This is a genomic window from Luteimonas fraxinea (assembly GCF_021233355.1).
In the GTDB taxonomy this organism is placed as follows: domain Bacteria; phylum Pseudomonadota; class Gammaproteobacteria; order Xanthomonadales; family Xanthomonadaceae; genus Luteimonas; species Luteimonas fraxinea.
This window is the reverse complement of the sequence record NZ_CP089507.1, coordinates 2,494,008-2,518,610: the sequence shown is the minus strand read 5'-3', so window position 1 is coordinate 2,518,610 and position 24,603 is coordinate 2,494,008. Positions and strand designations below refer to the sequence as shown.

The following is a 24,603-nucleotide window of genomic DNA, read 5'->3' as shown; positions in this document are numbered from 1 at the left end:
ATGCGCTGGCAACAGCGGCTGCCGTTGACGGCTGTGGTCATCGCGATCGCAGGGGTGCATGTCGCACTGGGCGCAGGATGTGCGGTCTTGCTGCTGCGCTGGTGGTCGCCATGGGCGGCAGTCGCGGGCGCCACGCTCTGCGCGCTGCCATCGCTGGTCTGGTCATTGCACCGGGCGTTCGCGCCGTCGCATGCGCTGTTCCGCGCACTCGCCGGCACGGTGGCGAGCTATCGCGACAGCGACTACGGCTTCGGTGTGTCCTGGCAGGGTCGTGGTGCGCTGGGCGAGCTGGTGGCCGCGCACAACGAGCTGGGCGAAACCCTGCGCGCGCAGCGCCTGTCGCTGGTGCAGCGCGAACTGCTGCTCGACACGATGGTGCAGAACACGCCGGTCGCGATGCTGCTGCTTGATCCCGGCGACCGCGTGGTGCACGCGAACCTTGCCGCGCGCCGCGCACTCGGGGGCGGCCGCAAGCTGGAAGGCCAGGTGTTCTCTGCGCTACTCGCCGATGCGCCGCCCGCGCTGGCCGATGCATTCGCCCGCGGCGGCGATGGGCTGTTCACCATCGGCGACGGCGAGACCGAAGAGATCCATCACCTGTCGCGCCGGCATTTCCGATTGAACGGCCGGCGCCACGAACTGCTGCTGCTGCGGCAGATGACGACCGAACTGCGGCGCCAGGAAGTGCAGACCTGGAAGAAGGTCATCCGCGTCATCAGCCACGAACTCAACAACTCGCTCGCGCCGATCGCCTCGCTCGCGCACTCGGGTGCAGAACTGCTGCGTCGCGGCCAGACCGAACGTTTGCCGGACGCGCTGCGCACGATCGAAGAACGCGCGCGGCATCTGGAAGGTTTCATCCGCGGCTACGCGCATTTCGCCAAGCTGCCGTCGCCGCGTCGCGAGCCGATCCGCTGGCGCGCGTTTCTCGATCAGCTGCGCTCGCAGGTGACGTTCGCGGATACCGGTCCGATCGACGATGCGTTTACCGCGTCCTTCGATGCCGCGCAGGTCGAGCAAGCGCTGTTGAACCTGCTGCGCAATGCCCACGAGGCCGATGGCGATCCCGGAGCGGTCGCGATCGGACTGCGGCGCGCCGCGGATGGCTGGCGGATCGATGTGCTCGATCGCGGTCCCGGCATGAACGAGGCGGTGCTGGCCAATGCACTGTTGCCGTTCTATTCGACCAAGCGCAATGGCACGGGCCTTGGTTTGGCGCTCGCGCGCGAGATCGCCGAAGCGCACGGCGGCCGCATCGCGCTGCTCAATCGCGAAGGCGGCGGGCTCTGCGTGTCGCTGGTGCTGCCGGACTGATCCGCAGACCGGTCGGAGGCGCGACGTTCGGGCAGAATCGAAGGCCCGTTCCACGGCGACTCCCGATGCGATTTCGACGCCCCACGCTCGCGCTGCTTCTACTGTATCTGGCGACTGCATCCGCATTCGCGCAACGCGCGAAGAGTCTCGACGCGGTGCCTGCTTTGTTGAAGAGTCCGGAGGCGAAAGCCGTCTGGGCCGAACAGATGGAAGGTCGCCGGGCGCCCGATCATCTCGGCACCCGTGATCTCGCCGGCCTCGACGCCGGAACGCTGCGTCAGCTTCTGGTGCCCGATGTCGCTGGCGACCGCATCGTGCTGCTCGGCGCGCGACGCTGGGTGCAGCATCCCGGTCACGTCGTCGCACTCGTCTGCTATCGCGACGATGCCCCGCGCAACGCGTCTGCGGAGCCGAGCTGCGAAAACGGGGACACCGCGCAGGTGCTCGGTGTGTTGCGTGTCAGTGATGCAGGCGATGCGCAGCTGGTCGCGCGTCTGCGACTCGACGACGGTATCGCGTGGCCGCTGCTCTCCTGGGGTGGCGAGCAGCCACTGCGGATGGAAGATGCCGGCGCGTCGGCGATCCCCGAACGCTGGGAGCGCTTCGATCTCGCCGCCTATCGTCTGTCGAGTGGAGCGCCCGCATTGGGCCTGCGCGGCGGCTGGTCGGAAGGCTACGCCGGCGGCGGCGCGTTCTATTCGGCGCTGTATCTGTTCGAACTGCGCGGCGCCACCTTGAAGCAGGTGTTCGGCGCGGCGATGTCGATGTATCGCGACATCGCCGGCAGCTGGAACGACGACGGCACTCGCGCGCACGACATCGAAGAATGGGCGGGCGTGCTCATCGTCGAGCCGCGCGCACATCACGGGTATCAGGATCTGCGCCTGCGCGAGCGCGGTGGTCGCGGCGGCGATCTCTACCGATGGTCGCCGGCCGCGGATGGCTACCGCCGCGTGGAATGAGGCTCAGCGCTTCTTCGGCCGCTCCCAGCCCTCGACGACCGCCTGCCGCCCGCGCGCGACTGCGAGCTTGCCGTCCGGCACATCGTTGACGATCACCGACCCGGCGCCCGTCGTCGCGTCGTGGCCGATGCGCAACGGCGCGACCAGCGATGCATTCGAACCGATGAAGGCGCGATCGCCGATCACCGTCTTCGACTTGTTCACGCCGTCGTAGTTGCAGGTAATCGTGCCGGCGCCGATGTTGCTGCCGGCGCCGATCTCCGCATCGCCCAGATACGTGAGGTGGTTGGCCTTGCTGCCGACGCCGAGCGTGGTGTTCTTAGTCTCGACGAAATTGCCGATGTGCACGCCATCGGCGAGCACGGTGCCCGGCCGCAGGCGCGCGAACGGACCGATGGTCACTGCACCTTCCGCGCGCACGCCTTCGAGATCGCAATGCGCGCGCACTTCGGTGCCGTCGCCCAGACCGACGTTCTTCAGGCGACAGAACGGACCGACCCGCACACCGTCACCGAGGGCGACACGCCCTTCGAAGATGACGTCGACATCGATCTCGACATCGTTGCCGACGATGACCTCGCCGCGGATGTCGACACGCGCGGGATCGGCGAAGCGCGCACCGGCCACGCACAGGGCGCGCACCGCGCGCAGCTGCCACGCACGTTCCAGTTGCGACAGCTGCCAAGGGTCATTCGCGCCTTCGGCTTCGAGCGGATCGGCGACCAGCACGATCTGCGCGGCGCTGTACTCGTCGGCAGCCATCGCGAAGACGTCGGTCAGGTAGTACTCGCCCTGCGCGTTGTCCGACGACAGTCGTGTCAGCCACGCCTTGAGCGCAGTGGCTTCGGCGGCGAGGATGCCGGTGTTCACCAGATCGATGCGTCGCTGTTCGTCGCTCGCGTCCTTGTGTTCGACGATCGCGCCGACGTGACCTTCCGGATCACGCACGATGCGGCCATAGCCGGTCGGATCCTCCAGCTGCGCGGCCAGTACCGCGAGCCGGCCTTCGACCGACACCAGATGACGCAGGGTCTCCGCGCGCAGCAGCGGCACGTCGCCGTAGAGCACCAGCACCTGCGCGCCATCCGGCACATCGGGCATCGCCTGACGCACCGCGTGACCGGTGCCGAGCTGTTCGCGCTGCTCGGACCAGTGCAGATCGGGCTGGTCGGCGAACGCGGCCTGGACCTGCTCGCCGCGATGACCGTAGACGACATGGATGCCGGCCGGCTCGAGCGCACGCGCGGCCTCGATGACATGCCACAGCATCGGCCGCCCGGCGATCTTCTGCATCACCTTGGGCAGCGACGATTTCATGCGCTTGCCCTCGCCTGCGGCGAGGATGACGACGTGCAGGGGTGCGGTCATGGGGGAACTCTGCGTGGAATGCGGAAATTCTAACGGCGGCGCGGGTAGGATGCCGTCGTCCGCCGCCCACCGGCCTGCCCGATTCACGGAGTCGACACCGCGATGAGCCTGACCCGACAGGGGCGCGACTACCTGGCGATCGGCCTGTTGCAGTGGCTCGTCGACTGGGGCGTCGTCGTCGGCCTGACCCATTTCGGCTTGCCCGTCGCGCCGGCGAATGTCATCGGCCGCATCACCGGTGCGCTGATCGGCTTCTGGCTCAATGGCAAGCTGACGTTCGCCAACGACCGCAACACCGTGGGCACGACGCAGTTCCAGCGCTTCATGATCATGTGGGTGTCGACGACGTTGTTCAGCACCTGGGCGCTCACCCAGATCGATGACGTGCTGGGCCTGCGCTGGGTATGGGTCGCGAAGCCTGCGATCGAACTGGCGTTGGGCGCAGTGGGCTTCGTGCTGTCGCGCTACTGGATCTACAAGCGCTGAAGCGAACGCGTCTTCCGCGATGTCGCGTCACGGGGTCGCCGGTCTCTGCCCATTCGACTGGCGCAGCATCGGCAGCACGAGATCCAGCGGCAGTGCGGGCACCGTGCCCTGATGCCCCGAGACCGTGGTCGCGCGGAACATCGAGTTGAGGATCGCTTCTTCGGTGGCATCGGCCACGGCCACGAACAGCGGCGTCATCGCCTCGTTGGACAGCAGCTCGACACGATGCGTCACCGCGCTGGATGCACGGCGCACGCCGGGCGCGGTCGAAAACGCGATCACGTAATCACCCGAACCGTTGCTCATCGATGCGCCGGTGCGGCCGAGTCCGATCAATGCACGCGTGGCCAGGCGCCGCAGCAGGCGATCGTCCAACGGCGCATCGGTCGCGACGACGATCATGATGCTGCCGTCGCCAGTCGACGGCGGCGGCACATCCGGTGCCAGTGCGATATGGGCCTGCGGATCCGGCAGCGCATCGCCCACCGGCACGCCCGCGATGGTCAGGCGCCCACCGAAATTGCTCTGCACCAGCACGCCGACCATGTACCCGCCGGCGTCGGGCGCGATCCGACGCGAACTCGTGCCGATGCCACCCTTCCAGCCGAACGCGATCGTGCCGGTACCGGCGCCGATGCTGCCTTCTTCGATGTTGTCGATGGACGCGGTATCGAGCGCCTCGTACACGTGCCGCGCCTGCAGCGGACGCGCGCGGATGTCGTTGAGGTAACCGTCGTTGGTCTCGCCGACGACGGGATTGATCGAGCGCACCTGTTCCATGCCCGGCAGTGCGAGCTGTCGCTCGACCAGTGCATCGGCCGCGCGCCAGACGCCCAGCGTGCCGGTCAGCAGGATCGGGGTTTCGAGTTCGCCCAGCTCGTCGACCTGGGTCACGCCCAGCAGTTTGCCGAAGCCGTTGCCGACGACGATCGCCGCCGGGACACGATCGCGGAACAGATTGCCGCTGTGCGGCACGATCGCGGTAACACCAGTGCGCACGGTGTCGCCTTCGATCACGGTCGCGTGTCCGACGCGGACACCTGGCACATCGACGATGGCGTTGCGCGGTCCGGGATCGAGCGTGCCGATGACGACGCCGGTGTCGCGCAGTCGGGGGCGCTCAGGACCGGATGCGAAGGCCTGCGATGTCGTCGCAAGCAGCGCGAGTACCGCGCAGCCCTGCAGGATCGAGCGATTCATCTGTGCGCCCTCGTCGTGTCGGTCGCACGCATTGTGGGGCCTCGGCGGAATCCCGGAAAACCACTACACCGTCATTCCGGCGGAAGCCGGAATCCACCTTGATCTTCGCGACAGTACCGGCCGCGACGGAGAGGCTCGAGACGCAAAATGGATTCCGGATTTCGCCGGAATGACGCGATCTGCCGGATGGGCGCCGAACACGTCTGCGGGCTAGCACATACACCCCAGAACAAAAACGCCGGCACATGGCCGGCGTTCTCGGGTACCGCGTGACGCGATGCCTCAGTGCTTGAGGGTCTTGCGCAGACGCTCCAGCGCCTGCAGCTGGACCACGGCCTCGGCCAGCTTCTGCTGGGCTTCGGCAATGTCCATCGCCTCGCCGCGGCCGGCCAGGATGCGCTCGGCCTCGTCCTTGACCGCCTTCACTGCGGCCTCGTCGATGTCGTCGGCGCGGATCGCGGTGTCGGCCAGGATCGTCACGACCTGCGGCTGCACTTCGAGAATGCCGCCGCCGATCGCGAAATCGAGCACTTCGCCATTGGCCTGGGTCACGACGACCTTGCCCGGCTTCAGACGCGTGATCAGCGGTGCGTGGCGCGGCGCGATGCCGAGCTCGCCGAGCTCGCCGGTGGCCACGACCATGGTCGCCTCGCCGTGGAAGATCTCGGCTTCTGCGCTGACGATGTCGCAACGGATGGTGGTGGTCATGGCGGTCTCGCTCTGCTCGACGTGTAAGGGATGAAGCGTGAGGACGGGCGCGTGCGGTGCACGCTCAGGAAGTGAGAGGTCAGGTACTGACACCTGACGCCCCCACGCCCTCGCGGCTCTTACGCCGCGATCTTCTTCGCCTTCTCGACCGCTTCGTCGATGCCGCCGACCATGTAGAACGCCTGCTCGGGCAGGTGGTCGTATTCGCCGTCGACGATGCCCTTGAAGCCGCGGATCGTTTCCTTCAGCGCGACGTACTTGCCCGGCGAACCGGTGAAGACTTCGGCCACGTGGAAGGGCTGCGAGAAGAAGCGCTCGATCTTGCGCGCGCGCGACACGGCCTGCTTGTCTTCTTCCGACAGCTCGTCCATGCCCAGGATCGCGATGATGTCCTTGAGCTCCTTGTACTTCTGCAGCGTCGACTGCACGCGCTGGGCGGTGTCGTAGTGCTCGTTGCCGATGACGTTCGGGTCCATCTGGCGGCTGGTCGAGTCCAGCGGATCGACGGCCGGGTAGATGCCGAGCGAGGCGATGTTGCGGCTCAGCGTCACCGTGGAGTCGAGATGGGCGAAGGTGGTCGCCGGCGACGGGTCGGTCAGGTCGTCCGCGGGCACGTAGACGGCCTGGATCGAGGTGATCGAGCCGGACTTCGTCGAGGTGATGCGCTCCTGCAGCACGCCCATTTCCTCGGCGAGCGTCGGCTGGTAGCCCACTGCCGACGGCATGCGGCCGAGCAGCGCCGACACTTCGGTACCGGCCAGCGTGTAGCGGTAGATGTTGTCGACGAACAGCAGCACGTCCTTGCCGCGACCCGATGCGTCCTTCTCGTCGCGGAAGTACTCCGCCATCGTCAGACCGGTCAGCGCGACGCGCAGGCGGTTGCCCGGCGGCTCGTTCATCTGGCCGTAGACCATCGCCACCTTGTCGAGGACGTTGGAGTCCTTCATCTCGTGGTAGAAATCGTTGCCCTCACGGGTACGCTCGCCCACGCCGGCGAACACCGACAGGCCTTCGTGCGCCTTGGCGATGTTGTTGATCAGTTCCATCATGTTGACGGTCTTGCCGACGCCGGCGCCGCCGAACAGGCCGACCTTGCCGCCCTTGGCGAAGGGGCACATCAGATCGATGACCTTGATGCCGGTTTCCAGCAGCTCGGTGGACGACGACTGGTCTTCGTACGACGGTGCCGCACGGTGGATTTCCCAGTGGTCGGTGGCTTCGACCGGACCGGCTTCGTCGATCGGACGACCCAGCACGTCCATGATGCGGCCGAGCGTGCCCGGGCCGACCGGCACCGAGATGCCGCGGTCGGTGTTGGTCGCGATCAGGTTGCGCTTCAGACCGTCGGTGGAACCGAGCGCGATCGCGCGCACGATGCCGTCACCGAGCTGCTGCTGCACTTCCAGCGTGATCTCCGTGCCTTCGACCTTCAGTGCGTCGTAGACCCTCGGTACTTCGTTGCGCGCGAACTCGATGTCGACGACCGCGCCGATGATCTGAACGATCTTGCCCTGACTCATTGCTGCATTCCTCTAGAAGAATTCTGGTGCGCGTACGGATCAGACCGCTGCGGCGCCGCCGACGATCTCGGAGATTTCCTGGGTGATCGCTGCCTGGCGGGCCTTGTTGTAGACCAGCTTGAGCGTGTCGATCAGCTTGGTGGCGTTGTCGCTCGCGGACTTCATCGCGACCATGCGTGCGGCATGTTCGGAAGCCACGTTCTCCATCACCGCCTGGTACACGAGCGATTCGATGTAACGCGTCAGCACGTGGCCGAGCACCGATTCGGCGTCCGGCTCGTATATGTAGTCCCAGTCGTGCTTGACCACCGGCGTCTCGGCGGCCGGCAGCGGCAGCAGCTGATCGAAGCTGGCCTTCTGGGTCATCGTGTTGACGAAGTGGTTGTAGGCCAGGAACACACGGTCGACGCGACCGTCGGTGTAGCCGTCGAGCATCACCTTGATGATGCCGACCAGCTGCTCGACTTCCGGCGTGTCACCGATGTGGGTGACGCTGCCGACCATGTCCACCTTCAGGCGGCGGAAGAACACCGTCGCCTTCGTGCCGATGGTCACCACGTCGACCTGCACGCCCTTGTCCTGCCAGGCGCGGATCTCGCCCAGCAGCTTGCGGAACATGTTGTTATTCAGACCGCCGGCCAGACCGCGATCCGAGGACGCGACGATGTAACCGACGCGCTTGACCTCACGCTCGACCAGGTACGGATGCTGGAACTCGGAGCTGGCCTGGGCGAGATGCCCGATCAGCTGCTTCATCGCGTTCGCATACGGGCGCGATGCCTTCATCCGATCCTGCGCCTTGCGGATCTTCGACGCGGAGACCATCTCGAGCGCGCGCGTCACCTTGCGGGTGTTCTGCACGCTCTTGATCTTCGTCTTGATTTCTCTGCCGCCTGCCATATCCGCTCGCTTTGCTCGCTTGAGTTAGGGGGTGAAGGGAGCGCCCGCGATGCGGGCTCAGACGTCAGTGGACGCGAAAACCGCGACCTCTGACCCCCTCACTCCTGACCTTCTGACGCCTTACCAGCTACCGGTGGTCTTGAAGTCGGAGATGCCCTGCTTGAAGGCGCCTTCGATCTCGTCGTTCCAGCCGCCGGTCTGGTTGATCTTGCCGACCAGTTCGCCTGCGGTGTTGTCGAAATGCGCGTGCAGGCCTTCTTCGAACGCGAGCAGCTTGGCGACCGGCACGTCGTCGAGGTAACCCTCGTTGACGGCGTAGATCGTCAGCGCCTGGTGCGCGATCGACATCGGCTTGTACTGCTTCTGCTTCATCAGCTCGGTGACGCGCTGACCGCGCTCAAGCTGCTTGCGGGTGGCTTCGTCGAGATCCGAGGCGAACTGCGCGAACGCGGCCAGCTCACGGTACTGGGCGAGCGAGATGCGGATGCCGCCCGAGAGCTTCTTGATGATCTTGGTCTGCGCCGAACCACCGACGCGCGACACCGAGATACCGGCGTTCACGGCCGGGCGGATGCCCGCGTTGAACAGGTCGGTTTCCAGGAAGATCTGGCCGTCGGTGATCGAGATCACGTTGGTCGGCACGAACGCGGACACGTCACCGGCCTGCGTTTCGATGATCGGCAGCGCGGTCAGCGAACCGGTCTTGCCGGTCACTGCGCCGTTGGTGAACTTCTCGACGTATTCCTCGGACACGCGCGCAGCGCGCTCGAGCAGACGGGAGTGCAGGTAGAACACGTCGCCCGGGTAGGCTTCGCGGCCCGGCGGACGCTTGAGCAGCAGCGAGATCTGGCGGTAGGCGACGGCCTGCTTGGACAGATCGTCGTACACGATCAGCGCGTCTTCGCCGCGGTCCATGAAGTACTCGCCCATCGTGCAGCCCGAGTAAGCGCTGATGTACTGCATCGCGGCCGACTCGGACGCGGTGGCGGCGACGACGACGGTGTGCGCGAGCGCGCCGTTCTCTTCGAGCTTGCGCACGATGTTGGCGACGGTCGAGGCCTTCTGGCCGATCGCCACGTAGACGCACTTGATGCCAGTGGTCTTCTGGTTGATCACGGCGTCGATCGCCATCGCGGTCTTGCCGGTCTGGCGGTCGCCGATGAGCAGCTCGCGCTGGCCGCGGCCGATCGGGATCATCGAGTCGACCGACTTGTAGCCGGTCTGCACCGGCTGGTCGACCGACTTGCGCCAGATCACGCCCGGCGCGACGCGCTCGACCGGCGCGCTGAGCTTGGCGTCGATCGGGCCCTTGCCGTCGATCGGCTCGCCGAGCGCGTTGACGACGCGGCCCAGCATTTCCGGACCGACCGGCACTTCGAGGATGCGACCAGTGGTCTTGGCCACGTCGCCTTCGCGCAGGTGCTCGTAGTCACCCAGCACCACGGCGCCGACCGAGTCGCGCTCGAGGTTGAGGGCGAGTGCGAACGTGGCGGAACCGTCTGCCGCATTCGGCAGTTCGATCATTTCGCCCTGCATCACGTCGGCCAGGCCGTGCAGACGCACGATGCCGTCGGCGACCGAGGTCACGGTGCCTTCGTTGCGCGATTCGGCGCTCAGCTTGACCTTCTCGATGCGGGACTTGATCAGCTCGCTGATTTCGGAAGGATTGAGTTGCGTGGTAGCCATCGGGGGTTCCCTTGAGCCGGCGTTGCCGCCGACGTTGCAATTGAAAATCGTGTCAGTGCGTCAGAGCGGACTGCAGGCGCGCCAGCTTGCCCTTGAGCGAGCCGTCGATCACCACGTCGCCGGCCGAGATCACCGCGCCGCCGATCAGCGATGCGTCCACGGCCGTTTCGACGTGGACCTCGCGACCGAAACGACGCTTGAGCGCGGCGCGGATCTGCTCCACTTCCGCGTCCGGCAGTTCGGCTGCCGACGTCACCGTCGCCAGCACGATGTGCTCGGCTTCGGCGCGCAGCTCCTCGAACTGGCCGGCAATCTCCGGCAACTGTGCGAGACGGCCGTTGCTGGCCAGCAGCGTGAGGAAGCCGGCGAACTTCTCGTCGGCGCCCTCCGGTGCGAGCAGCGCGACGGCATCGTCGTGCGACAGCGCCGGGTGGCCGAGCAGCGCGGCCGCCTGCGGATCGGCAGCGACGCGGGCCGAGAACGCGAGCGCGTCCGACCACGGCGCGAACTGGCCGCCGTCACGCGCGATCGCGAACGCGGCGCGGGCATACGGACGGGCGATCGTCATGGCCTGGCTCATCGGACTCAGATCTCCGCGGCGAGTTCGTCGAGCAGCGCCTTGTGGGCGTTGGCGTCGATCTCACGCTTGAGCAGACGCTCGGCGCCGGTCACCGCCAGGCTGGAAACCTGACGACGCAGCTCTTCGCGTGCGCGGGTGGCCGAGGCCTGGAGTTCGGCGTCGAACATCGCCTTCTGGCGCAGGCCCTCGGTGACCGCTTCGGCCTTGGCGGCCTCGACGATCTGGGTGCCACGCTGGTGGGCCTGCTCGATGATCTCGTTGGCCTTCGCACGCGCGGCCTTGAGTTCCTCGTTGGCGGTTTCCTGGGCCTGCGCGAGGGCGCGCTGGCTGTTGTCCGCCGCGGCCAGACCTTCGGCGATCTTCTTCTGGCGCTCCTCGATGGCACTGAGCAGCGGCGGCCAGATCTTGGTCGCGATGATCCAGATCAGACCGGCGAACGCCAGTGCCTGGGCAATTAGGGTCAGACCGATATTCATGGGCTTGTGACTGCCTGTCGTGAAGGGTTGGGCGCGCACGCGCGCCCCCTGTCATCCACCGGTGCGGTCATGCGCGAGGCACGCACCGCACTGGAAGCGTCAGCTGGATCAGCCCGCGAGCTGCGCAGCGACCGGGCCGATGAACGGCGAAGCGAACGCGAACAGCAGGCCGACGGCGACCGAGATGATGAACGCGGCGTCGATCAGGCCGGCGGTGATGAACATGCGGACCTGCAGCACCGGGATCAGCTCGGGCTGGCGCGCGGCCGACTCGAGGAACTTGCCGGCCATGATGGCCAGGCCCAGACCCGCACCCAGCGCAGCCAGGCCGATCATGATGCCGATGGCCAGAACGGTCGAAGCCTGGATCTGGGCGAACGAGGTCAGTGCGATTTCCATTGTTTTCTCCGGAGCGGATTGCTTGGTAAGGGTGGAACCAGGGATTGGGGTGTTACGAAAGCGGTGTCGCGTGATGCCGGCGATCAGTGGTCGTCTTCAGCCAGGCTGAGGTAGACGATCGACAGCATCATGAAAATGAAGGCCTGCAGCGGGATGACCAGCAGGTGGAACAGCATCCAGCCCAGGCCGAGCACGCCGCCGCCGAGCACACCCAGCAGGCTCGCGCCGCCGAGGACCCAGATCAGCAGGAACACGATCTCGCCGCCGAACATGTTGCCGAACAGTCGCATCGCCAGCGAAATCGGCTTGCTCAGCCACTCGACGATGTTGAGGATCAGGTTGAACGGCACCATCCACTTGCCGAACGGTGCGAACAGGAATTCCTTGGTCATGCCGCCGACGCCCTTGGCGCGCAGCGCGAAGAACACGGTCAGGAAGAACACGCTGATCGACAGGCCGAGCGTCGCGTTGACGTCGGCGGTCGGCACCGGCTTCCAGTAGTGCACGCCCAGCAGCTCGAGCGGCTTGGCGATGAAGTCCGCCGGAATCATCTTCAGCAGATTCATCAGCAGGATCCAGAAGAACAGCGTGATCGCGATCGGCGTCACGAGCTTGCTGGAACCGTGGTACGTGTCGCGAGCCTGCTTGTCGACGAACTCCAGGCAGATCTCGACGAACGCCTGCCACTTGCCCGGCACTCCGGCGGTGGCCTTGCGGGTCGCCATCCAGAATGCGAACACCATCAGGCCGCCCATCAGCAGGGCGGTGATCAGCGTGTCCACGTGCAGCGTCCAGAAGCCGCCTTCGCCGGTCGACGCGGTCAGGTTCTGCAGGTGGTGCTGGATGTAGCTGGTTGGGGTCAGTTCCGCATCAGCTGCCATAAGATCGAAAACCCTGCCTGTGATTGGTTCAGTGCCTGGCCAGAGGCCGGGACATTGCGAGCAACTGCGCGAAGAGCGCGACGATGACCCCGGCGAGCATCGGAACCGGCGACAAACCCGCCATTCCCACGCCCAGCAGCAGAACCGCCACCACCACGACCCACTTCAACGCCACCCCTGCCAGCAGCCGCGCGAGCGCGCCTGTCGACGGATTGACCCCACCCCCCAGCGCGATGACGCTCGACAGCCAGCCCCCGAGTGCGATCGCCGCACCACCGAGACCTGCCGCCAGCGCCCAGTCGGCTCCCTTTGCGAGGGAGGCGAGCGCCGTCACCGCGATCGCGACCGCCTGCCAGGCGATTGCGCGCTGTGCCAGCCGCCGACCCACTGCGACGGACGTCAACACTTCAAAGGATTCCACTGTCTGGAGGACACGAGGGCGTCGAAACGGCCCCGTCGAGCCGCAAAAGTATAGCAGCGGGGTCATTTGCCCCACAACCGGCGGAGGTCCTGTTTCGGAATACGCCGCACACCGGCCATCGACCTGCGTCCTGACGCCCGCGTATTCACAATTTTCCCCCGATTTCTTCGCATTCGCGCGGAACTTCCGCCCGCCGGGCCAGTCGTACTTGTGTGTCCGATCTGCCGTCCTTCCTCGTCGGTCCCGTCTGCAGATCGTCACCCCGAGCCCCGGCCCGCCCGCCGGGGCTCTTTTTTTGTGCATCGCGCAATGGATGCCTCGCGTCGGGAAGAGAAGCGAACGTCGGTCACATGACGGCTTCACGTCGTAAAGACTGCGGTTTAACGAACATCGCACGCCTCTCCCAGGAAGACTCCCCCGATGTCACGACCCGCGTCCCGCCTCGCCCTTGCCCTGCTCTCCACCGCCATCCTCGCCACGTTCGCCACTGCAGCACAGGCGCAGAGCCGTGACGACCGCTTCGTGCTGCGCCTGAGCGCGTTCAATCCGGAAGCCGAACTGGGCTTCTCCGGCGACGGCACGGTCACCGACGGCAGCGATACCGCGACCTTCGGCTTCAACGAAAGCTTCGACACCGGACGCGAATGGCGTCCGCGCGGCGCGATCGGCTTCCGCATCAGCGAGCGCCAGGCGCTGATCGGCAACTTCTACGACTACCGTCGCGACGAGACCTGGGAATACGGCGGCAACGTGCTCGACACCGGCACGATCATCCCGGGCGGCGACGCCATCGAGATTCCGGGCGCACGCATCGACGGCCGCCTGTCGTTCCGTCTGGCGAACCTCAATTACGAGTACGCCGTCGTCAAGAACGACAGCTTCGAATGGGGCCTGGGCCTGGGTGTGACCTACGCCAAGCTCGAAGCCACCGCCAACGGCAGCTCGACCGGCACCGATCTCGTCGACCCGCAGTTCGAGACCGTTGGCTGGGAGCGCGACGGCGTGTCGCCGGGCCTGCACACCCGCCTGACCTGGACGCCGGCCGAACGCTGGACCGTCGGCCTGGAGGCGCAGTACCTCGATACGACCTGGGGCAACATCCTCGACGAGGAAGGCCACTTCGAGCGCGGCGGCCTGCTGGTCGAGTACATGGTCAGCGAGCGCGTCGGCATCCATGTCGGCTACGACTGGTTCCGCCTGAAGCTCAAAGACCAGTATCGCGGCACCGCGCGCGCACCGGACGGCATCGACGCGGGTCCGTTCCCGTACTCGGGCAACGTGACCGGCGATCTGAAGGTCCACGGCCCCATGGCCGGCGTGACGTTCCGCTTCTGATTCGCGGCACCGAGCCGTGCGCCTGGACACAGGTGCGCGGACATGAAAAAGCCCCGGCATGCCGGGGCTTTTTCTTTGGCGCGAACGCGCTGTCCCGCGCGCCTACTTCTTCTTCGGGATGTACAGGTCGGTGATTGTGCCGTCGAACACTTCCGCCGCCATCGCCACCGATTCGCTGAGCGTGGGATGCGGATGGATGGTGTGGCCGATGTCGGCAACTTCGGCGCCCATCTCGATCGCAAGACCGGCTTCGGCGATCAGATCGCCCGCATGTACGCCGACGATGCCGGCGCCGACGATGCGGTGCGTGGCCTCGTCGAAGATCAGCTTGGTGAAGCCCTCGGTGCGGCCGATGCCGATCGCGCGACCGCTGGCCGCCCACGGGAACTTGCCCACGCCGACCTTCAGGCCCTTGGCCTTGGCTTCGGTTTCGGTGATGCCGACCCACGCGATTTCCGGATCGGTGTAGGCGACCGACGGAATCACCCGCGCCACCCATTCCTTCTTCTCGCCGGCGGCGACTTCGGCCGCGAGCTTGCCTTCGTGCGTGGCCTTGTGCGCCAGCATCGGCTGGCCGACCAGATCGCCGATCGCGAAGATGTGCGGCACGTTGGTGCGCATCTGCGCATCGACGGCAATGAAGCCGCGATCCGACACGCGTACGCCAGCCTTGTCGGCGGCGATCTTGCCGCCGTTCGGCGTGCGGCCCACGGCCACCAGCACGCGGTCGAAGGTCTTCGTCTCGGGAATGCTTTCGCCTTCGAACGTGACGTCGATGCCGGTCTTCGCGGCCTTCGCCTCGACGACCTTGGTCTTGAGGTGCGCGGACACGCCCTGCTTCTTCAGACGATCGGCGAGCGGCTTGACCAGATCCTTGTCGGCGCCGGGCATCAGCTGATCGGCGAGTTCGACGACGGTCACTTCCGAGCCGAGCGCGTGATAGACCGTCGCCATCTCCAGACCGATGATGCCGCCGCCGACCACGAGCAGTTTCTTCGGCGTCTCCGCGAGTTCCAGCGCGTCGGTCGAGTCCATGACGCGCGGGTCGTCCCACGGGAAACCGGGCAATTTCAACGCCTGCGAACCGGCGGCGATGATGCACTGCTCGAAGCGCACGAGCTGGGTCTTGCCGTCGCTGCCGGTGACTTCGATCTCGTTCGGCGACACGAACAGGCCTTCGCCGGTGACCACGCGCACCTTGCGCTGCTTGGCCATCCCGGTCAGACCCTTGGTCAGCTGACCGACGACCTTGTCCTTGTAGCCGCGCAGCTTGTCGAGCGCGATCGTCGGTGCGCCGAAATCGACGCCGTAATCGCTGGCGTGCTTGGCCTGGTCGATGACCTCGGCCGCATGCAGCAGCGCCTTCGACGGAATGCAGCCAACGTTGAGGCAGACGCCACCGAGGGTCTCGTAACGCTCGATCAGCACGGTGTCGAGGCCGAGATCGGCAGCGCGGAATGCGGCCGTGTAACCACCCGGGCCGGAGCCGAGCACGACAATGCGACATTCGACATCGGCCTGGCGGCCGGACGACGGCGCGGCCTTGACCGCTTCCGGTTCGGCCGGCGCCGCGTGCGAACGCGCGACCGGCGGATTGCTGCCGGGTGCTTCGCTCTTCTTCGCCGGGGCCTCTTCCTTCTTCTCAGGCGCGGCGGCTTTCGCGTCAGCAGCAGGCGCATCGCCCTCGCCTTCGACTTCGATCACCGCGACCACGCTGCCTTCCGACAAGGTGTCGCCCACCTTGACCTTCAGTTCCTTGATGACGCCCGCGCTCGAGGCCGGCACTTCCATCGTGGCCTTGTCCGATTCCAGCGTGACCAGGCTCTGGTCCTTGGCGACGGTCTCGCCGACCGCGACCAGCACCTCGATCACCGGCACGTCGTCGTAGCCGCCGATATCGGGCACTTTGACTTCGAGGGTATTGGCCATCAGGAATTCTCCGGGGTCTGTTGCGTGGGGTCTGCCACCGCCATGCGCGACGCCGGGCGACGGGCCCAGGTCAGCGAGTAGAGATCGTGGCGGCGGTCATTGAGGTTCTGCACGGTGCCGTCGTTGCGGGCGACGACGAGATCGTTGAGGCGCAGGTCGGCGAACGCGACCTGCTCGACGTTCGGCGTGGTGTCGGCGGCGATGCCGTCGCGCGCGAACGGGAAATCGCAGGGCGTCAGGATGCAGCTCTGCGCGTACTGGATGTCGAAGTTGTTAACGCCCGGCAGGTTGCCGACGTTGCCCGACAGCACGACGTAGCACTGGTTCTCGACCGCGCGCGCCTGCGAGCAGTAGCGCACGCGCAGATAACCTTCACGGGTGTCGGTGCAGAACGGCACGAACAGGATCATCGCGCCCTGGTCGACCAGATGGCGGCCGAGTTCGGGGAACTCGCTGTCGTAGCAGATCATGACGCCGATCGGCCCGCAGTCGGTCATGATCGCCTGCGCGCTGTCGCCGCCGCCGATGCCCCACCAGGTGCGCTCGTTAGGCGTGGGATGCAGCTTGTCGCGCGTGTGCAGCGAGCCGTCGCGCAGCGCGACGTAGCAGATGTTGCGCACCTTGCCGTCTTCACCGTCGCTGGTCCGCGTGGGATGCGAGCCGCCGATGATGTTGATGTTGTGACGCACCGCCAGTTCGCACAGCAGCTGCGCGAACCGCTCGGTGTAACCGGTCAGTGCCAGCAGCGAATCGACCGGCGACAGCGGCTTGTTCTCGACCGACAGCAGCTGCAGCGTGAACAGTTCGGGGAACACGACGAAATCGGCGCGATAGTCGGCGGCGATGTCGACGAAGTACTCCACCTGCGTGGCGAACTCCTCGAACGACGCGACGCGACGCTGCTGGTACTGCACGGTCGCCACTCGCACCGAATCGGGCAGCGGGCGCTGCGTGCCGCGCGTCGGCGCGTTCGCATCGATCTTGGGATTGCGCCAGAGCAGATGCGCGGCGTAGCCGGCTGATTCGAGATCCTGCGGGAGGTAGCCGGGCAGCACGCCGATCAGTTCGAACCCGTTGCGCAGCTGGAAGCTCAGCGCGCGATCGCGTACCCGGCCGGCGACCACGTCGGCGACGTAGGCGCGCACATCGCCCTGATACCGGCGCGAGCGACGCGAAAAGCCCGGCAGTCGTCCACCGAACACGATGCCCTTCAGACCGAGGTCCTGGCACAGCCGTTTGCGCAGTTCGTACATGCGCCGGCCGATGCGCAGGCCGCGATGCGCCGGATCGACGCAGACTTCCATGCCGTAGAGCCAGTCGCCGGTCGACAGATGCCGCGACGCGTAGCCGCCGCCGGAAATCTCCTGCCAGCGATGCGGCGCCATCGCCGCGCGCTCGTCGATGCGGAAGGTCGCGCAGTAGCCGACCGCCACATCGTCGTAGTACGCGACGAACACGCCCTGCGGAAACTGGGCGATCTGGCCGTTGAGCATCTCGGCCGTGTAGCCGTTCTCGTGACCGTAGATGCGATCGCTGAGCGCAACGATCGCCGGAATGTCGGCGATGCCGGCATGACGCAACGTCAGTCGCGCCCGCTCGCGCGTGGACGTGTCGCTCATGCCGGGCCCGGGCCGCTTACAGCAGCACCCGGCGCATGTCGCCGAGCAGCTGCGCCAGCGTCGCGGTGAAGCGCGCGGCCGCAGCGCCATCGATGACGCGGTGGTCGTAGGAGAGCGACAGCGGCAGGGTCAGACGCGGCTGGAAGGCCTTGCCGTCCCAGACCGGCTTCATCGCCGACTTCGACACGCCGAGGATCGCGACTTCCGGTGCGTTGACGATCGGGGTGAAGCTGGTGCCGCCGATGCCGCCGAGCGAGCTGATCGAGAAGCAGCCGCCCTGCATGTCGGCCGGGCCGAGCTTGCCGTCGCGCGCCTTCTTCGCCAGCGCGGACATCTCCTGCGAGATCTCCATGACGCCCTTCTTGTCGGCGTCGCGGATCACCGGGACGACCAGACCGTTCGGCGTGTCGGCGGCGAAGCCGATGTGGAAGTACTTCTTGAGCGTCAGGTTCTCGCCAGATGCGTCGAGCGAGCTGTTGAAGCGCGGGTACTGCTTGAGCACCGCGACCGACGCCTTGATCAGGAACGCGAGCATGGTCAGCTTGACGCCGGGCTTCTCGTTTTCCTTGTTGAGCTGCACGCGCAGCGCTTCGAGGTCGGTGATGTCGGCATCGTCGTGCTGCGTGACGTGCGGGATCATCGCCCAGTTGCGCGCGAGGTTGGCCGCCGAGATCTTCTGGATGCGGCCCAGTTCCTGGACCTCGATCTCGCCGAACTTGGCGAAGTCGACCTTCGGCCACGGCAGCAGGTTGAGACCGCCGCCCGCCGCTGCCGGCGCACCGGACGCGGACTTCGCGCCGCCGCCCTGCAGGGCACTCTTGACGAAGGACTGCACGTCCTCGCGGATGATGCGGCCGCCCTTGGCGCTGCCCTTGAGCTGGGTCAGATCGACGCCGAGCTCGCGTGCGAACAGACGCACCGCGGGACTCGCGTAAGGGACCTTGTCGGGGAAGATCGCATCGGCGTCGAACCGCACCGGCGGATTGCCGCCGCCCGGCGCGCGATGCTCGATCGAAGCCTCGGCGATCTTGTCGGGCTTGCTCTGCGTCGCGACCGGCTCGACCTTGTTGTCATCGGTGCCCTTGGCCGGCGCGGGCGCCGGTTCGGACGCCGCGGCAGGTGCATCGCCCGCAGCTTCGATGATCGCGACCACGGCGCCTTCCGACAGCGTGTCGCCGACCTTGACCTTCAGTTCCTTGATGACGCCGGCGACCGCGGCCGGCACTTCCATCGTGGCCTTGTCCGATTCGAGCGTGATCAGGCCCTGGTCTTTCTCGACCGTGTCGCCGACCGCCACCAGCACTTCGATCACCGGCACGTCGTCGTAGCCGCCGATGTCGGGCACCTTGGATTCCTGCGTGCCACCACCGCCGGACTGCGCCTTCGGCGCCTCGGTCTTCGTGGCCGGTGCGGCTTTCTCGGCGGCAGGCGTGTCGGCAGCCTTCGGGGCTTCGGTCTTCGCGGGCGCTTCGGCCTTCGCCGGCGCTTCGGCCTGGGCGTCGCCGCCCTCGGTTTCGATAATCGCGACCACGCCGCCTTCCGACAGGGCGTCACCGACCTTGACCTTCAGTTCCTTGATCACGCCCGCGAACGGCGCCGGTACTTCCATCGTGGCCTTGTCCGATTCGAGCGTGACTAGCCCTTGGTCGACCGACACCGTATCGCCGACGGCGACCAGCACCTCGATCACCGGGACATCGTCAAACCCGCCAATGTCGGGAACGCGTGCTTCTTTCAGGTCGGCCATGCGGCCCTCCGGGCATCTCGTGACTCGCTATTGTGCGGCCCAGCCGGGTTTGCGCCAACTGTTGCATCGCGTACGGACGCGCATGGCAGCGCGAATGCAGGCGATGCGCACGCAGCGCTCGCGTGTGCCAGCCGCTGAAAACGGAACGCTGCGTCACGAGCGTGACGTTCGCTATCGACACATCAAATTTTTGGCGCTTGCGTTTCGCGGATCTCGCATCGGAACGCCCTCGCGGATGAACTGCGCAATCGGGTTCCCGAAGACACCGTGAAGCGTTGCGAACGCTTCAGGTTGCGCAAATCCTCTATTCAGCCTTCGATTGCGAGCATGGCGCCGCCTTCCCGCAGAGGAAGGTCGCAGCGCTGCCCCCGCACGCCGTGACACGCCGCACCGCTGGACCCGCCACACGGTCCGGCCTTCAAGAAGGAGCACACCCCATGCTGAAGTCCAACAAGCGCGTTCTTGCGCTCGCCACCCTGGCCAGCTTCGCCGTCTCGTCGGTCGCGTTCGCACAGGACGCTGGTGACACCGCGTCCGGCAAGCGCTTCTCGGTCGTCGGCGGCGCCACCCTGCTCGAGCCGACCAACCGCAGCGCCAATGACGGCGTCGAAGTCGACGGCGGCCCCGCGCCGACCGCATCGGTCTCGTACAACTTCACTGACAACATCAGTGCAGAACTGTGGGGCGCGCTCGACAAGTTCGACCACCGCGTCCGCAACGACGCCGGCAAGGTCGGCACCGTCGAGCAGCAGCCGATCGCGCTGAGTGGCCAGTACCACTTCGGCCAGGCCGACAACACCTTCCGCCCGTTCGTGGGTCTGGGTTACCACCACTCCAACATCAGCGGTGAGGATCTCAACCCCGGCGGCGAGCACGTCAGCCTCTCCACGCCGAAGGGCGCGATCGGCACGGTCGGCGTCGACATGAACATTACCCCCACCTGGTTCGCCCGTGCCGATGCGCGTTACCTGCGCAGCCGCGCAGACGTGAACCAGGCCGGCGTGTCCACCGGTCAGGAGCTCAAGCTCGATCCGTGGACCGTGGGTGTCGGTATCGGCGCACGTTTCTGATCTCTCTCCCCAGAGTCGTGCACCAGGAAAGACCCGCTTCGGCGGGTCTTTTTTTTGTGTCATTTCGACGCGCACGGTGCGCACGCCTGTCTGTTACAGCCAGCGCCCCAGCCGCCATTGCAGCAGCACCGCATACATCGCGTGGTAGCCGACCAAGAGCCCGGCGACCGCGAACAGGCCGGCCGGCTCGCCGAGCGGGCCCCACGCGGCGAGTGCCGCATAGTCCCCGCGCATCCGCTCCCAGGCCTGCCAGATGCCGGCGAACACGCGGGCGACGACGACCAGCGTCAGCGCCAGCACCAGCCAGCGGTTCGGCGTGTACCAGACCTGGCCGGGACGATGCTCGACGCGCGTCAGCGCCCAGCCCAGACCCCCGAGCGCCAGTCCGGCGAGCACGCCGAGCGCGGCATAGGGAAACGCGTGGTCGACGAACAGCTGGGCGATGCCCATGCCGCCGAGGAACACCAGCGCGGATGCCGGAATCAGCCAGGCATTGAGTCGGGTCAGCCAGCGCGGCGGACGCCGGCGCGAGGTGCCGACGCGATAGCGGTTCCACAGCGCGAGCGGCCACAGCAGGAGCAGCAGCGCGAAGATGGCGAGCAGGACCACGGCGAGCAACAGAAGAGGCATGGCGGTGTCGCGGATCCCGGCGTGTCGAGGACGACATGATCGGCGATCCAGCGCGCGATCACGATGAAGGGGCCGCGTCCGGCACCTGTTCGAGGCCCGTCGCGAGCGCCGCCAGATGGCGCGTGCTAGAGCGCAGCGTACGGGCGGTACGCGAGCATTGCGGCCGCCATTCATCACGTCCACCCTTCAGGCCGGCAAGCGCTGTCATGATTCGCCATCCTGCGATTCCTTCCGAGCACAACGCGCGCGCCAGCTGGCACGCGCAGCAGGACATCGAACAGGTTCTCAGGGCCGCGGCGTGCCGTCGAGGCGCTTGATCTCGGCGTCCACCGTCCCGGCGTGCCGAAGTGATTCTGGTGATCTCAAGACTTCCTCGCAAACGCCAGGCCGAAGCGCTTGAGCTGCTGAAAGGATTCGCTGGTCGCAGTGGGTAACGCACGATCGGCTCGCTCTCGGCACTCGCAAGTCAGGTCCGATGCCTGATACACCAACTCGGACTGTGAAGTTCTCCGATCCGGATTGCCAATGAAAAATGCAGCCCGAAGGCTGCATTTCTTCATCCATGCTATCGCATGGAACGAGCTTGGCTAACAGTCGCTCTATCCAACGAAAACGCTTGGTGAGAGAGCCTCCAGCGCCTCAAGGCTTGGCGCAGATCGGCTGGTTACGCTCGTCGGACAGCGCGTGCTGAACACGCTTGCCATCTGATGCCGTCCCCTCATAAACGGCACAGTTTCTGGAATCCCATTCGATCCGCGAGTCCCGATACTTGTAACGGGCATGTGCGCGTTCGTAGGCTTTCACTTCTGCACTGGCCAAGGCGTCGTTACCGTAGCTGCGAACTTCAGGCTGCGGTGCTGCAGGCCCTCGCGCGCCGCTTCCAGGATGTCCGGAACACGCAGTCAAGCCGAGCGCCATCAGTGGAAGAATCAGAATCTTCATAAGTTTTCTCAAGTTCAGTTGAGGGGTTAGATGCAGAAAGGTTTGCCGCGAAAGCTCACGACCCAGTCTAGAGATCGAGCGACATCCTTACTTTGATAGTGGCAGTCACACTGACTGGCAACTCGGTCGAGCTCCTTCTCACAAGCTTGCTCCAGTTACCTGGTCGAGAGCTCGGCACCATCGGATGTCAGACCGTCTGTAGCGACAGCAGCCAACGCTCCATCCAAGTTAGATTGACCGCGAGAATCGAAGGATGGTAATGCCACAGATCTCATCTTCCTCGACGGTGAAGCACTCAGCTGTCGCGATGAATCGATAGACACGCCATGCCTGGAAAGCTATCCGCCATGTCTTGGGCGTCGTTCCGCTGCGCACGATGACATCCGACAAAGCGAACTCGATCTGGTCCGCGCCATCGCCGCTTCTCGACCAGCACTTCATGTTCTCCAGCCAATCAAAGGCATCATTGGCTGCACCAGTTTTCGTTGTCATGTTAGAAAAAAGACCCCGCGCCAATGATTCGACGCGGGGTAACGCAGGTTACTGACGAGCTACGATGGTAAGACCCGCGTATGTGCCGGTCAGCCGGATGTTGTAGGTGCCGGCCACAGGCGCGGTGAAGCGGACAGTCTCGGAGTTGCTCGCCGGGCGCGTGGAGAAAGCGTCCCGATCGGTGGCAGTCGGAATGCGGCCGCGCGCGACATGCATCGAGACATTTCCGGTGCCACCGTAGGTCATCAGGGAAAGCGTTCTACCCGCCTGCGCTTCGAAGCTGAAGACCTTGTCATCACCCCCGTCCGAGAGGCCAACCACTTCGACCTTGTTCTGAAGAACGGTCGTGGGCGGGACGCAGTTCCCGGTGCAAGGCGGGGCCGTCGCGCGCGTGAGCAACGCTCCAACATCCAAGATGCCAGCGCCCATCGGCCTGTTGCTGGGGATCGCAATCGGGAACGGGCGGGCGGTGCTGCGGAGCAGCGCACGCATCTCCGTAAAATTAAGTGGGGTTAGAACCACGCTTTGCACCATGGCAACGGCGGCCGCCACATGCGGCGACGCCATAGATGTGCCCGTGAAGCCGGCGAGATTGTATTGCGTGGTCGGGCGTGTGGTCCCCGTGTTGAGCACCTGGAAGATGTAGCCGCCCGGGTCGCCATCAACAAATCCGCCGCCACCTGGAGCAGACAGATCGACGCGGGTGCCCCAGTTCGAATAGTTTGCCTTGGCGCCTGTAATTCCGGTGGCGCCTACTGCAATGACCCCTGTGCACGAGCCCATCGTGTAAGTGCCAGCGTCCGCGTTCGAGTTGCCCGCAGCGACCACGATGATCGAACCCGCACTGTTCACCTGGTCAATCGCAGCCTGATAGATCGCAGGGCATGCCGACGGACCACCGCTGCCCAAGCTCAGATTGAGCACCTCCGCGGGATTGGGGTTCGTCGGGAGGCCATCGACCGGAAGGCCTGCTGCCCACAGCATGCCGTCTGCAATATCGCTGCCGAACCCACCGCACGATCCCAGCACTCGGATCGGCACAACCTTTGAACCGTGCGCCAAGCCTGCGAGGGCGCGGCCATTGTTCGTTTCCTGAGCGACCGTGCCGGATACATGACTGCCGTGCCAGGAACTGTCTAGAGCCTGATTCGGGGGGCCGCCAAGGGCGACGCAGTAGCCATCCTCAACCCAATCACCGACATCCCAGCCGCCCGGCGCACGATCATCACTATCCCGTCGCGAGACGCGACGATCGGTGATCATGTCGTAGCCGGGAAGAATGTTGACGGCGAGGTCCGGATGGTTCTCGACAACGCCGGTATCGATCACCGCGACGACGATGTCTTGTCCCGTGGATATCGCCCAACCCGCCTCAGCGCGCACGCCTCCCGTTGCGTCAGTGAAGTTCCACTGAAGCTGCGCGTAGTTAGGATCATTCGGCGCAGCAGCCGGCACTGCGCGCGCGACATTGCCACGCTGATACAGGTGATCGACCTCAACCGACACCACGCCAGGTTCCGCAGACAGCTCGCGAATGAAGCTGGCGCGCTCGGAGCTTGTCAGCGCCCGCGAGGTTTGGACTACATGCCAACCAGGCGTGCCCATGCTGCGCAGCACGCGCGCGCTCGCAGCAGGCCGCGCCGCAGCAGTAGCGTTAGCGCGCACAGGCATCGCAAGGCCAGCCCGCTGAACCGATGTCCGCAGAGCGCTTTGAAGCACCGCGCGGCCAGCGGTTGACGGGGCGCGCGTGCGAACGACGAACCGTTGGCTGCTTGAGATCACGGACTGACTAGCAGTCTGGCGATCGACTACCTTGGTCCGTTTGGGGCTGAAGTCTGCAGCCTGTGCGCCGCCGGCAATCAGGACAGCGGCGATCGCGGCGCTGAGGGTGGAATGGATACGCATTTCTCTCTCCAGAAAAGATTTGAATCGTTGAGT

23 protein-coding genes are annotated in these 24,603 nt (G+C 65.8%); 5 read left to right on the top strand and 18 right to left on the bottom strand.

All coding sequences use genetic code 11. The features are described from left to right. Both LU699_RS11290 and LU699_RS11285 read left to right on the top strand, forming a co-directional pair. Positions 1 to 1,314, top strand: a complete 1,314-nt coding sequence (locus LU699_RS11290; protein ID WP_232137402.1) for a sensor histidine kinase — start codon at positions 1 to 3, stop codon at positions 1,312 to 1,314. A gap of 65 nt (positions 1,315 to 1,379) precedes the next feature. Then, positions 1,380 to 2,276, top strand: coding sequence for a hypothetical protein (locus tag LU699_RS11285; RefSeq protein ID WP_232137403.1), 897 nt, complete (start codon positions 1,380 to 1,382; stop codon positions 2,274 to 2,276). A gap of 3 nt (positions 2,277 to 2,279) precedes the next feature. Here LU699_RS11285 and glmU read toward each other — a convergent pair whose 3' ends face one another. Beyond that, positions 2,280 to 3,644: a bifunctional UDP-N-acetylglucosamine diphosphorylase/glucosamine-1-phosphate N-acetyltransferase GlmU gene (gene glmU / locus LU699_RS11280; protein ID WP_232137404.1), complete on the bottom strand. Its 1,365-nt coding sequence runs from the start codon at positions 3,642 to 3,644 to the stop codon at positions 2,280 to 2,282. A 102-nt stretch (positions 3,645 to 3,746) separates the two neighbouring features. On the opposite strand from glmU, the gene LU699_RS11275 reads away from it, so the two are divergent. Continuing rightward, positions 3,747 to 4,130 (top strand): GtrA family protein, encoded by a 384-nt coding sequence (locus LU699_RS11275; RefSeq protein ID WP_232137405.1) that lies wholly within the window; start codon positions 3,747 to 3,749, stop codon positions 4,128 to 4,130. Between the two features lie 27 nt (positions 4,131 to 4,157). On the opposite strand, the gene LU699_RS11270 is transcribed toward LU699_RS11275, so the two are convergent. From LU699_RS11270 to LU699_RS11225, 10 genes are all read right to left on the bottom strand, one after another. Beyond that, positions 4,158 to 5,330 carry a DmpA family aminopeptidase gene (locus LU699_RS11270; RefSeq protein WP_232137406.1) on the bottom strand — a complete coding sequence of 391 codons (1,173 nt, stop codon included), beginning with the start codon at positions 5,328 to 5,330 and terminating at the stop codon, positions 4,158 to 4,160. Positions 5,331 to 5,612: 282 nt separating this feature from the next. Continuing rightward, positions 5,613 to 6,038, bottom strand: coding sequence for a F0F1 ATP synthase subunit epsilon (locus LU699_RS11265; protein ID WP_232137407.1), 426 nt, complete (start codon positions 6,036 to 6,038; stop codon positions 5,613 to 5,615). A 119-nt stretch (positions 6,039 to 6,157) separates the two neighbouring features. Further along, positions 6,158 to 7,558 carry a F0F1 ATP synthase subunit beta gene (atpD, locus tag LU699_RS11260; RefSeq protein WP_232137408.1) on the bottom strand — a complete coding sequence of 467 codons (1,401 nt, stop codon included), beginning with the start codon at positions 7,556 to 7,558 and terminating at the stop codon, positions 6,158 to 6,160. Between the two features lie 39 nt (positions 7,559 to 7,597). Further along, entirely contained in the window at positions 7,598 to 8,458 is an 861-nt protein-coding gene (atpG, locus tag LU699_RS11255) for a F0F1 ATP synthase subunit gamma (RefSeq protein WP_232137409.1), read from the bottom strand. Positions 8,459 to 8,578: 120 nt separating this feature from the next. Further along, positions 8,579 to 10,144 (bottom strand): F0F1 ATP synthase subunit alpha, encoded by a 1,566-nt coding sequence (atpA, locus tag LU699_RS11250; RefSeq protein WP_232137411.1) that lies wholly within the window; start codon positions 10,142 to 10,144, stop codon positions 8,579 to 8,581. A 52-nt stretch (positions 10,145 to 10,196) separates the two neighbouring features. Further along, positions 10,197 to 10,724 carry a F0F1 ATP synthase subunit delta gene (locus LU699_RS11245; RefSeq protein WP_232137413.1) on the bottom strand — a complete coding sequence of 176 codons (528 nt, stop codon included), beginning with the start codon at positions 10,722 to 10,724 and terminating at the stop codon, positions 10,197 to 10,199. Positions 10,725 to 10,729: 5 nt separating this feature from the next. Further along, positions 10,730 to 11,200: a F0F1 ATP synthase subunit B gene (locus LU699_RS11240; protein WP_232137414.1), complete on the bottom strand. Its 471-nt coding sequence runs from the start codon at positions 11,198 to 11,200 to the stop codon at positions 10,730 to 10,732. Positions 11,201 to 11,308: 108 nt separating this feature from the next. Continuing rightward, positions 11,309 to 11,599 carry a F0F1 ATP synthase subunit C gene (gene atpE / locus LU699_RS11235; RefSeq protein ID WP_159681455.1) on the bottom strand — a complete coding sequence of 97 codons (291 nt, stop codon included), beginning with the start codon at positions 11,597 to 11,599 and terminating at the stop codon, positions 11,309 to 11,311. Between the two features lie 83 nt (positions 11,600 to 11,682). Continuing rightward, complete coding sequence (atpB, locus tag LU699_RS11230; RefSeq protein ID WP_232137415.1) at positions 11,683 to 12,480, bottom strand: F0F1 ATP synthase subunit A; 798 nt, start codon at positions 12,478 to 12,480, stop codon at positions 11,683 to 11,685. A gap of 28 nt (positions 12,481 to 12,508) precedes the next feature. Beyond that, entirely contained in the window at positions 12,509 to 12,886 is a 378-nt protein-coding gene (locus tag LU699_RS11225; RefSeq protein ID WP_232137416.1) for an ATP synthase subunit I, read from the bottom strand. Between the two features lie 435 nt (positions 12,887 to 13,321). Between LU699_RS11225 and LU699_RS11220 the strand changes: the two genes are divergently transcribed. Continuing rightward, entirely contained in the window at positions 13,322 to 14,236 is a 915-nt protein-coding gene (locus LU699_RS11220; protein WP_232137417.1) for a TonB-dependent receptor, read from the top strand. Positions 14,237 to 14,338: 102 nt separating this feature from the next. Here the strand turns inward: LU699_RS11220 and lpdA are convergent, their stop codons facing one another. Genes lpdA through aceF form a run of 3 tightly spaced genes read right to left on the bottom strand, consistent with a single transcriptional unit; the run spans position 14,339 to position 19,531 of the window. After that, positions 14,339 to 16,165 (bottom strand): dihydrolipoyl dehydrogenase, encoded by a 1,827-nt coding sequence (lpdA, locus tag LU699_RS11215; protein ID WP_232137418.1) that lies wholly within the window; start codon positions 16,163 to 16,165, stop codon positions 14,339 to 14,341. Continuing rightward, positions 16,165 to 17,784, bottom strand: a complete 1,620-nt coding sequence (locus tag LU699_RS11210; RefSeq protein WP_232137419.1) for a bifunctional GNAT family N-acetyltransferase/carbon-nitrogen hydrolase family protein — start codon at positions 17,782 to 17,784, stop codon at positions 16,165 to 16,167. Before LU699_RS11210 ends, lpdA begins: the two co-directional genes overlap by 1 nt. A gap of 16 nt (positions 17,785 to 17,800) precedes the next feature. Further along, positions 17,801 to 19,531 (bottom strand): dihydrolipoyllysine-residue acetyltransferase, encoded by a 1,731-nt coding sequence (aceF, locus tag LU699_RS11205; RefSeq protein WP_232580170.1) that lies wholly within the window; start codon positions 19,529 to 19,531, stop codon positions 17,801 to 17,803. A gap of 437 nt (positions 19,532 to 19,968) precedes the next feature. Here aceF and LU699_RS11200 point away from each other — a divergent pair, with 437 nt between their 5' ends. Then, positions 19,969 to 20,601 (top strand): OmpW/AlkL family protein, encoded by a 633-nt coding sequence (locus tag LU699_RS11200; RefSeq protein ID WP_232137421.1) that lies wholly within the window; start codon positions 19,969 to 19,971, stop codon positions 20,599 to 20,601. Between the two features lie 93 nt (positions 20,602 to 20,694). Here LU699_RS11200 and LU699_RS11195 read toward each other — a convergent pair whose 3' ends face one another. From LU699_RS11195 to LU699_RS11180, 4 genes are all read right to left on the bottom strand, one after another. After that, entirely contained in the window at positions 20,695 to 21,231 is a 537-nt protein-coding gene (locus LU699_RS11195; RefSeq protein WP_232137423.1) for a DUF1453 domain-containing protein, read from the bottom strand. Between the two features lie 639 nt (positions 21,232 to 21,870). Beyond that, positions 21,871 to 22,173 carry a hypothetical protein gene (locus LU699_RS11190; RefSeq protein WP_232137425.1) on the bottom strand — a complete coding sequence of 101 codons (303 nt, stop codon included), beginning with the start codon at positions 22,171 to 22,173 and terminating at the stop codon, positions 21,871 to 21,873. A gap of 228 nt (positions 22,174 to 22,401) precedes the next feature. Beyond that, positions 22,402 to 22,665: a hypothetical protein gene (locus LU699_RS11185; RefSeq protein WP_232137428.1), complete on the bottom strand. Its 264-nt coding sequence runs from the start codon at positions 22,663 to 22,665 to the stop codon at positions 22,402 to 22,404. Positions 22,666 to 22,713: 48 nt separating this feature from the next. Beyond that, positions 22,714 to 24,570, bottom strand: a complete 1,857-nt coding sequence (locus tag LU699_RS11180) for a S8 family peptidase (protein WP_232137430.1) — start codon at positions 24,568 to 24,570, stop codon at positions 22,714 to 22,716. Positions 24,571 to 24,603: the final 33 nt, after the last annotated feature.

Bases quoted from the DNA above. Each gene is read 5' to 3' on its own strand.
- LU699_RS11185 (WP_232137428.1), bottom strand. From the start codon at position 22,665: ATGACAACGAAAACTGGTGCAGCCAATGATGCCTTTGATTGGCTGGAG.
- atpA (WP_232137411.1), bottom strand. From the start codon at position 10,144: ATGGCTACCACGCAACTCAATCCTTCCGAAATCAGCGAGCTGATCAAG.
- LU699_RS11285 (WP_232137403.1), top strand. From the start codon at position 1,380: ATGCGATTTCGACGCCCCACGCTCGCGCTGCTTCTACTGTATCTGGCG.
- LU699_RS11195 (WP_232137423.1), bottom strand. From the start codon at position 21,231: ATGCCTCTTCTGTTGCTCGCCGTGGTCCTGCTCGCCATCTTCGCGCTG.
- atpG (WP_232137409.1), bottom strand. From the start codon at position 8,458: ATGGCAGGCGGCAGAGAAATCAAGACGAAGATCAAGAGCGTGCAGAAC.
- LU699_RS11200 (WP_232137421.1), top strand. From the start codon at position 19,969: ATGCTGAAGTCCAACAAGCGCGTTCTTGCGCTCGCCACCCTGGCCAGC.
- LU699_RS11240 (WP_232137414.1), bottom strand. From the start codon at position 11,200: ATGAATATCGGTCTGACCCTAATTGCCCAGGCACTGGCGTTCGCCGGT.
- lpdA (WP_232137418.1), bottom strand. From the start codon at position 16,165: ATGGCCAATACCCTCGAAGTCAAAGTGCCCGATATCGGCGGCTACGAC.
- LU699_RS11220 (WP_232137417.1), top strand. From the start codon at position 13,322: ATGTCACGACCCGCGTCCCGCCTCGCCCTTGCCCTGCTCTCCACCGCC.
- LU699_RS11290 (WP_232137402.1), top strand. From the start codon at position 1: ATGCGCTGGCAACAGCGGCTGCCGTTGACGGCTGTGGTCATCGCGATC.
- atpE (WP_159681455.1), bottom strand. From the start codon at position 11,599: ATGGAAATCGCACTGACCTCGTTCGCCCAGATCCAGGCTTCGACCGTT.
- aceF (WP_232580170.1), bottom strand. From the start codon at position 19,531: ATGGCCGACCTGAAAGAAGCACGCGTTCCCGACATTGGCGGGTTTGAC.
- LU699_RS11275 (WP_232137405.1), top strand. From the start codon at position 3,747: ATGAGCCTGACCCGACAGGGGCGCGACTACCTGGCGATCGGCCTGTTG.
- LU699_RS11270 (WP_232137406.1), bottom strand. From the start codon at position 5,330: ATGAATCGCTCGATCCTGCAGGGCTGCGCGGTACTCGCGCTGCTTGCG.
- atpB (WP_232137415.1), bottom strand. From the start codon at position 12,480: ATGGCAGCTGATGCGGAACTGACCCCAACCAGCTACATCCAGCACCAC.
- LU699_RS11210 (WP_232137419.1), bottom strand. From the start codon at position 17,784: ATGAGCGACACGTCCACGCGCGAGCGGGCGCGACTGACGTTGCGTCAT.
- LU699_RS11265 (WP_232137407.1), bottom strand. From the start codon at position 6,038: ATGACCACCACCATCCGTTGCGACATCGTCAGCGCAGAAGCCGAGATC.
- LU699_RS11190 (WP_232137425.1), bottom strand. From the start codon at position 22,173: ATGAAGATTCTGATTCTTCCACTGATGGCGCTCGGCTTGACTGCGTGT.
- atpD (WP_232137408.1), bottom strand. From the start codon at position 7,558: ATGAGTCAGGGCAAGATCGTTCAGATCATCGGCGCGGTCGTCGACATC.
- LU699_RS11180 (WP_232137430.1), bottom strand. From the start codon at position 24,570: ATGCGTATCCATTCCACCCTCAGCGCCGCGATCGCCGCTGTCCTGATT.
- LU699_RS11245 (WP_232137413.1), bottom strand. From the start codon at position 10,724: ATGAGCCAGGCCATGACGATCGCCCGTCCGTATGCCCGCGCCGCGTTC.
- glmU (WP_232137404.1), bottom strand. From the start codon at position 3,644: ATGACCGCACCCCTGCACGTCGTCATCCTCGCCGCAGGCGAGGGCAAG.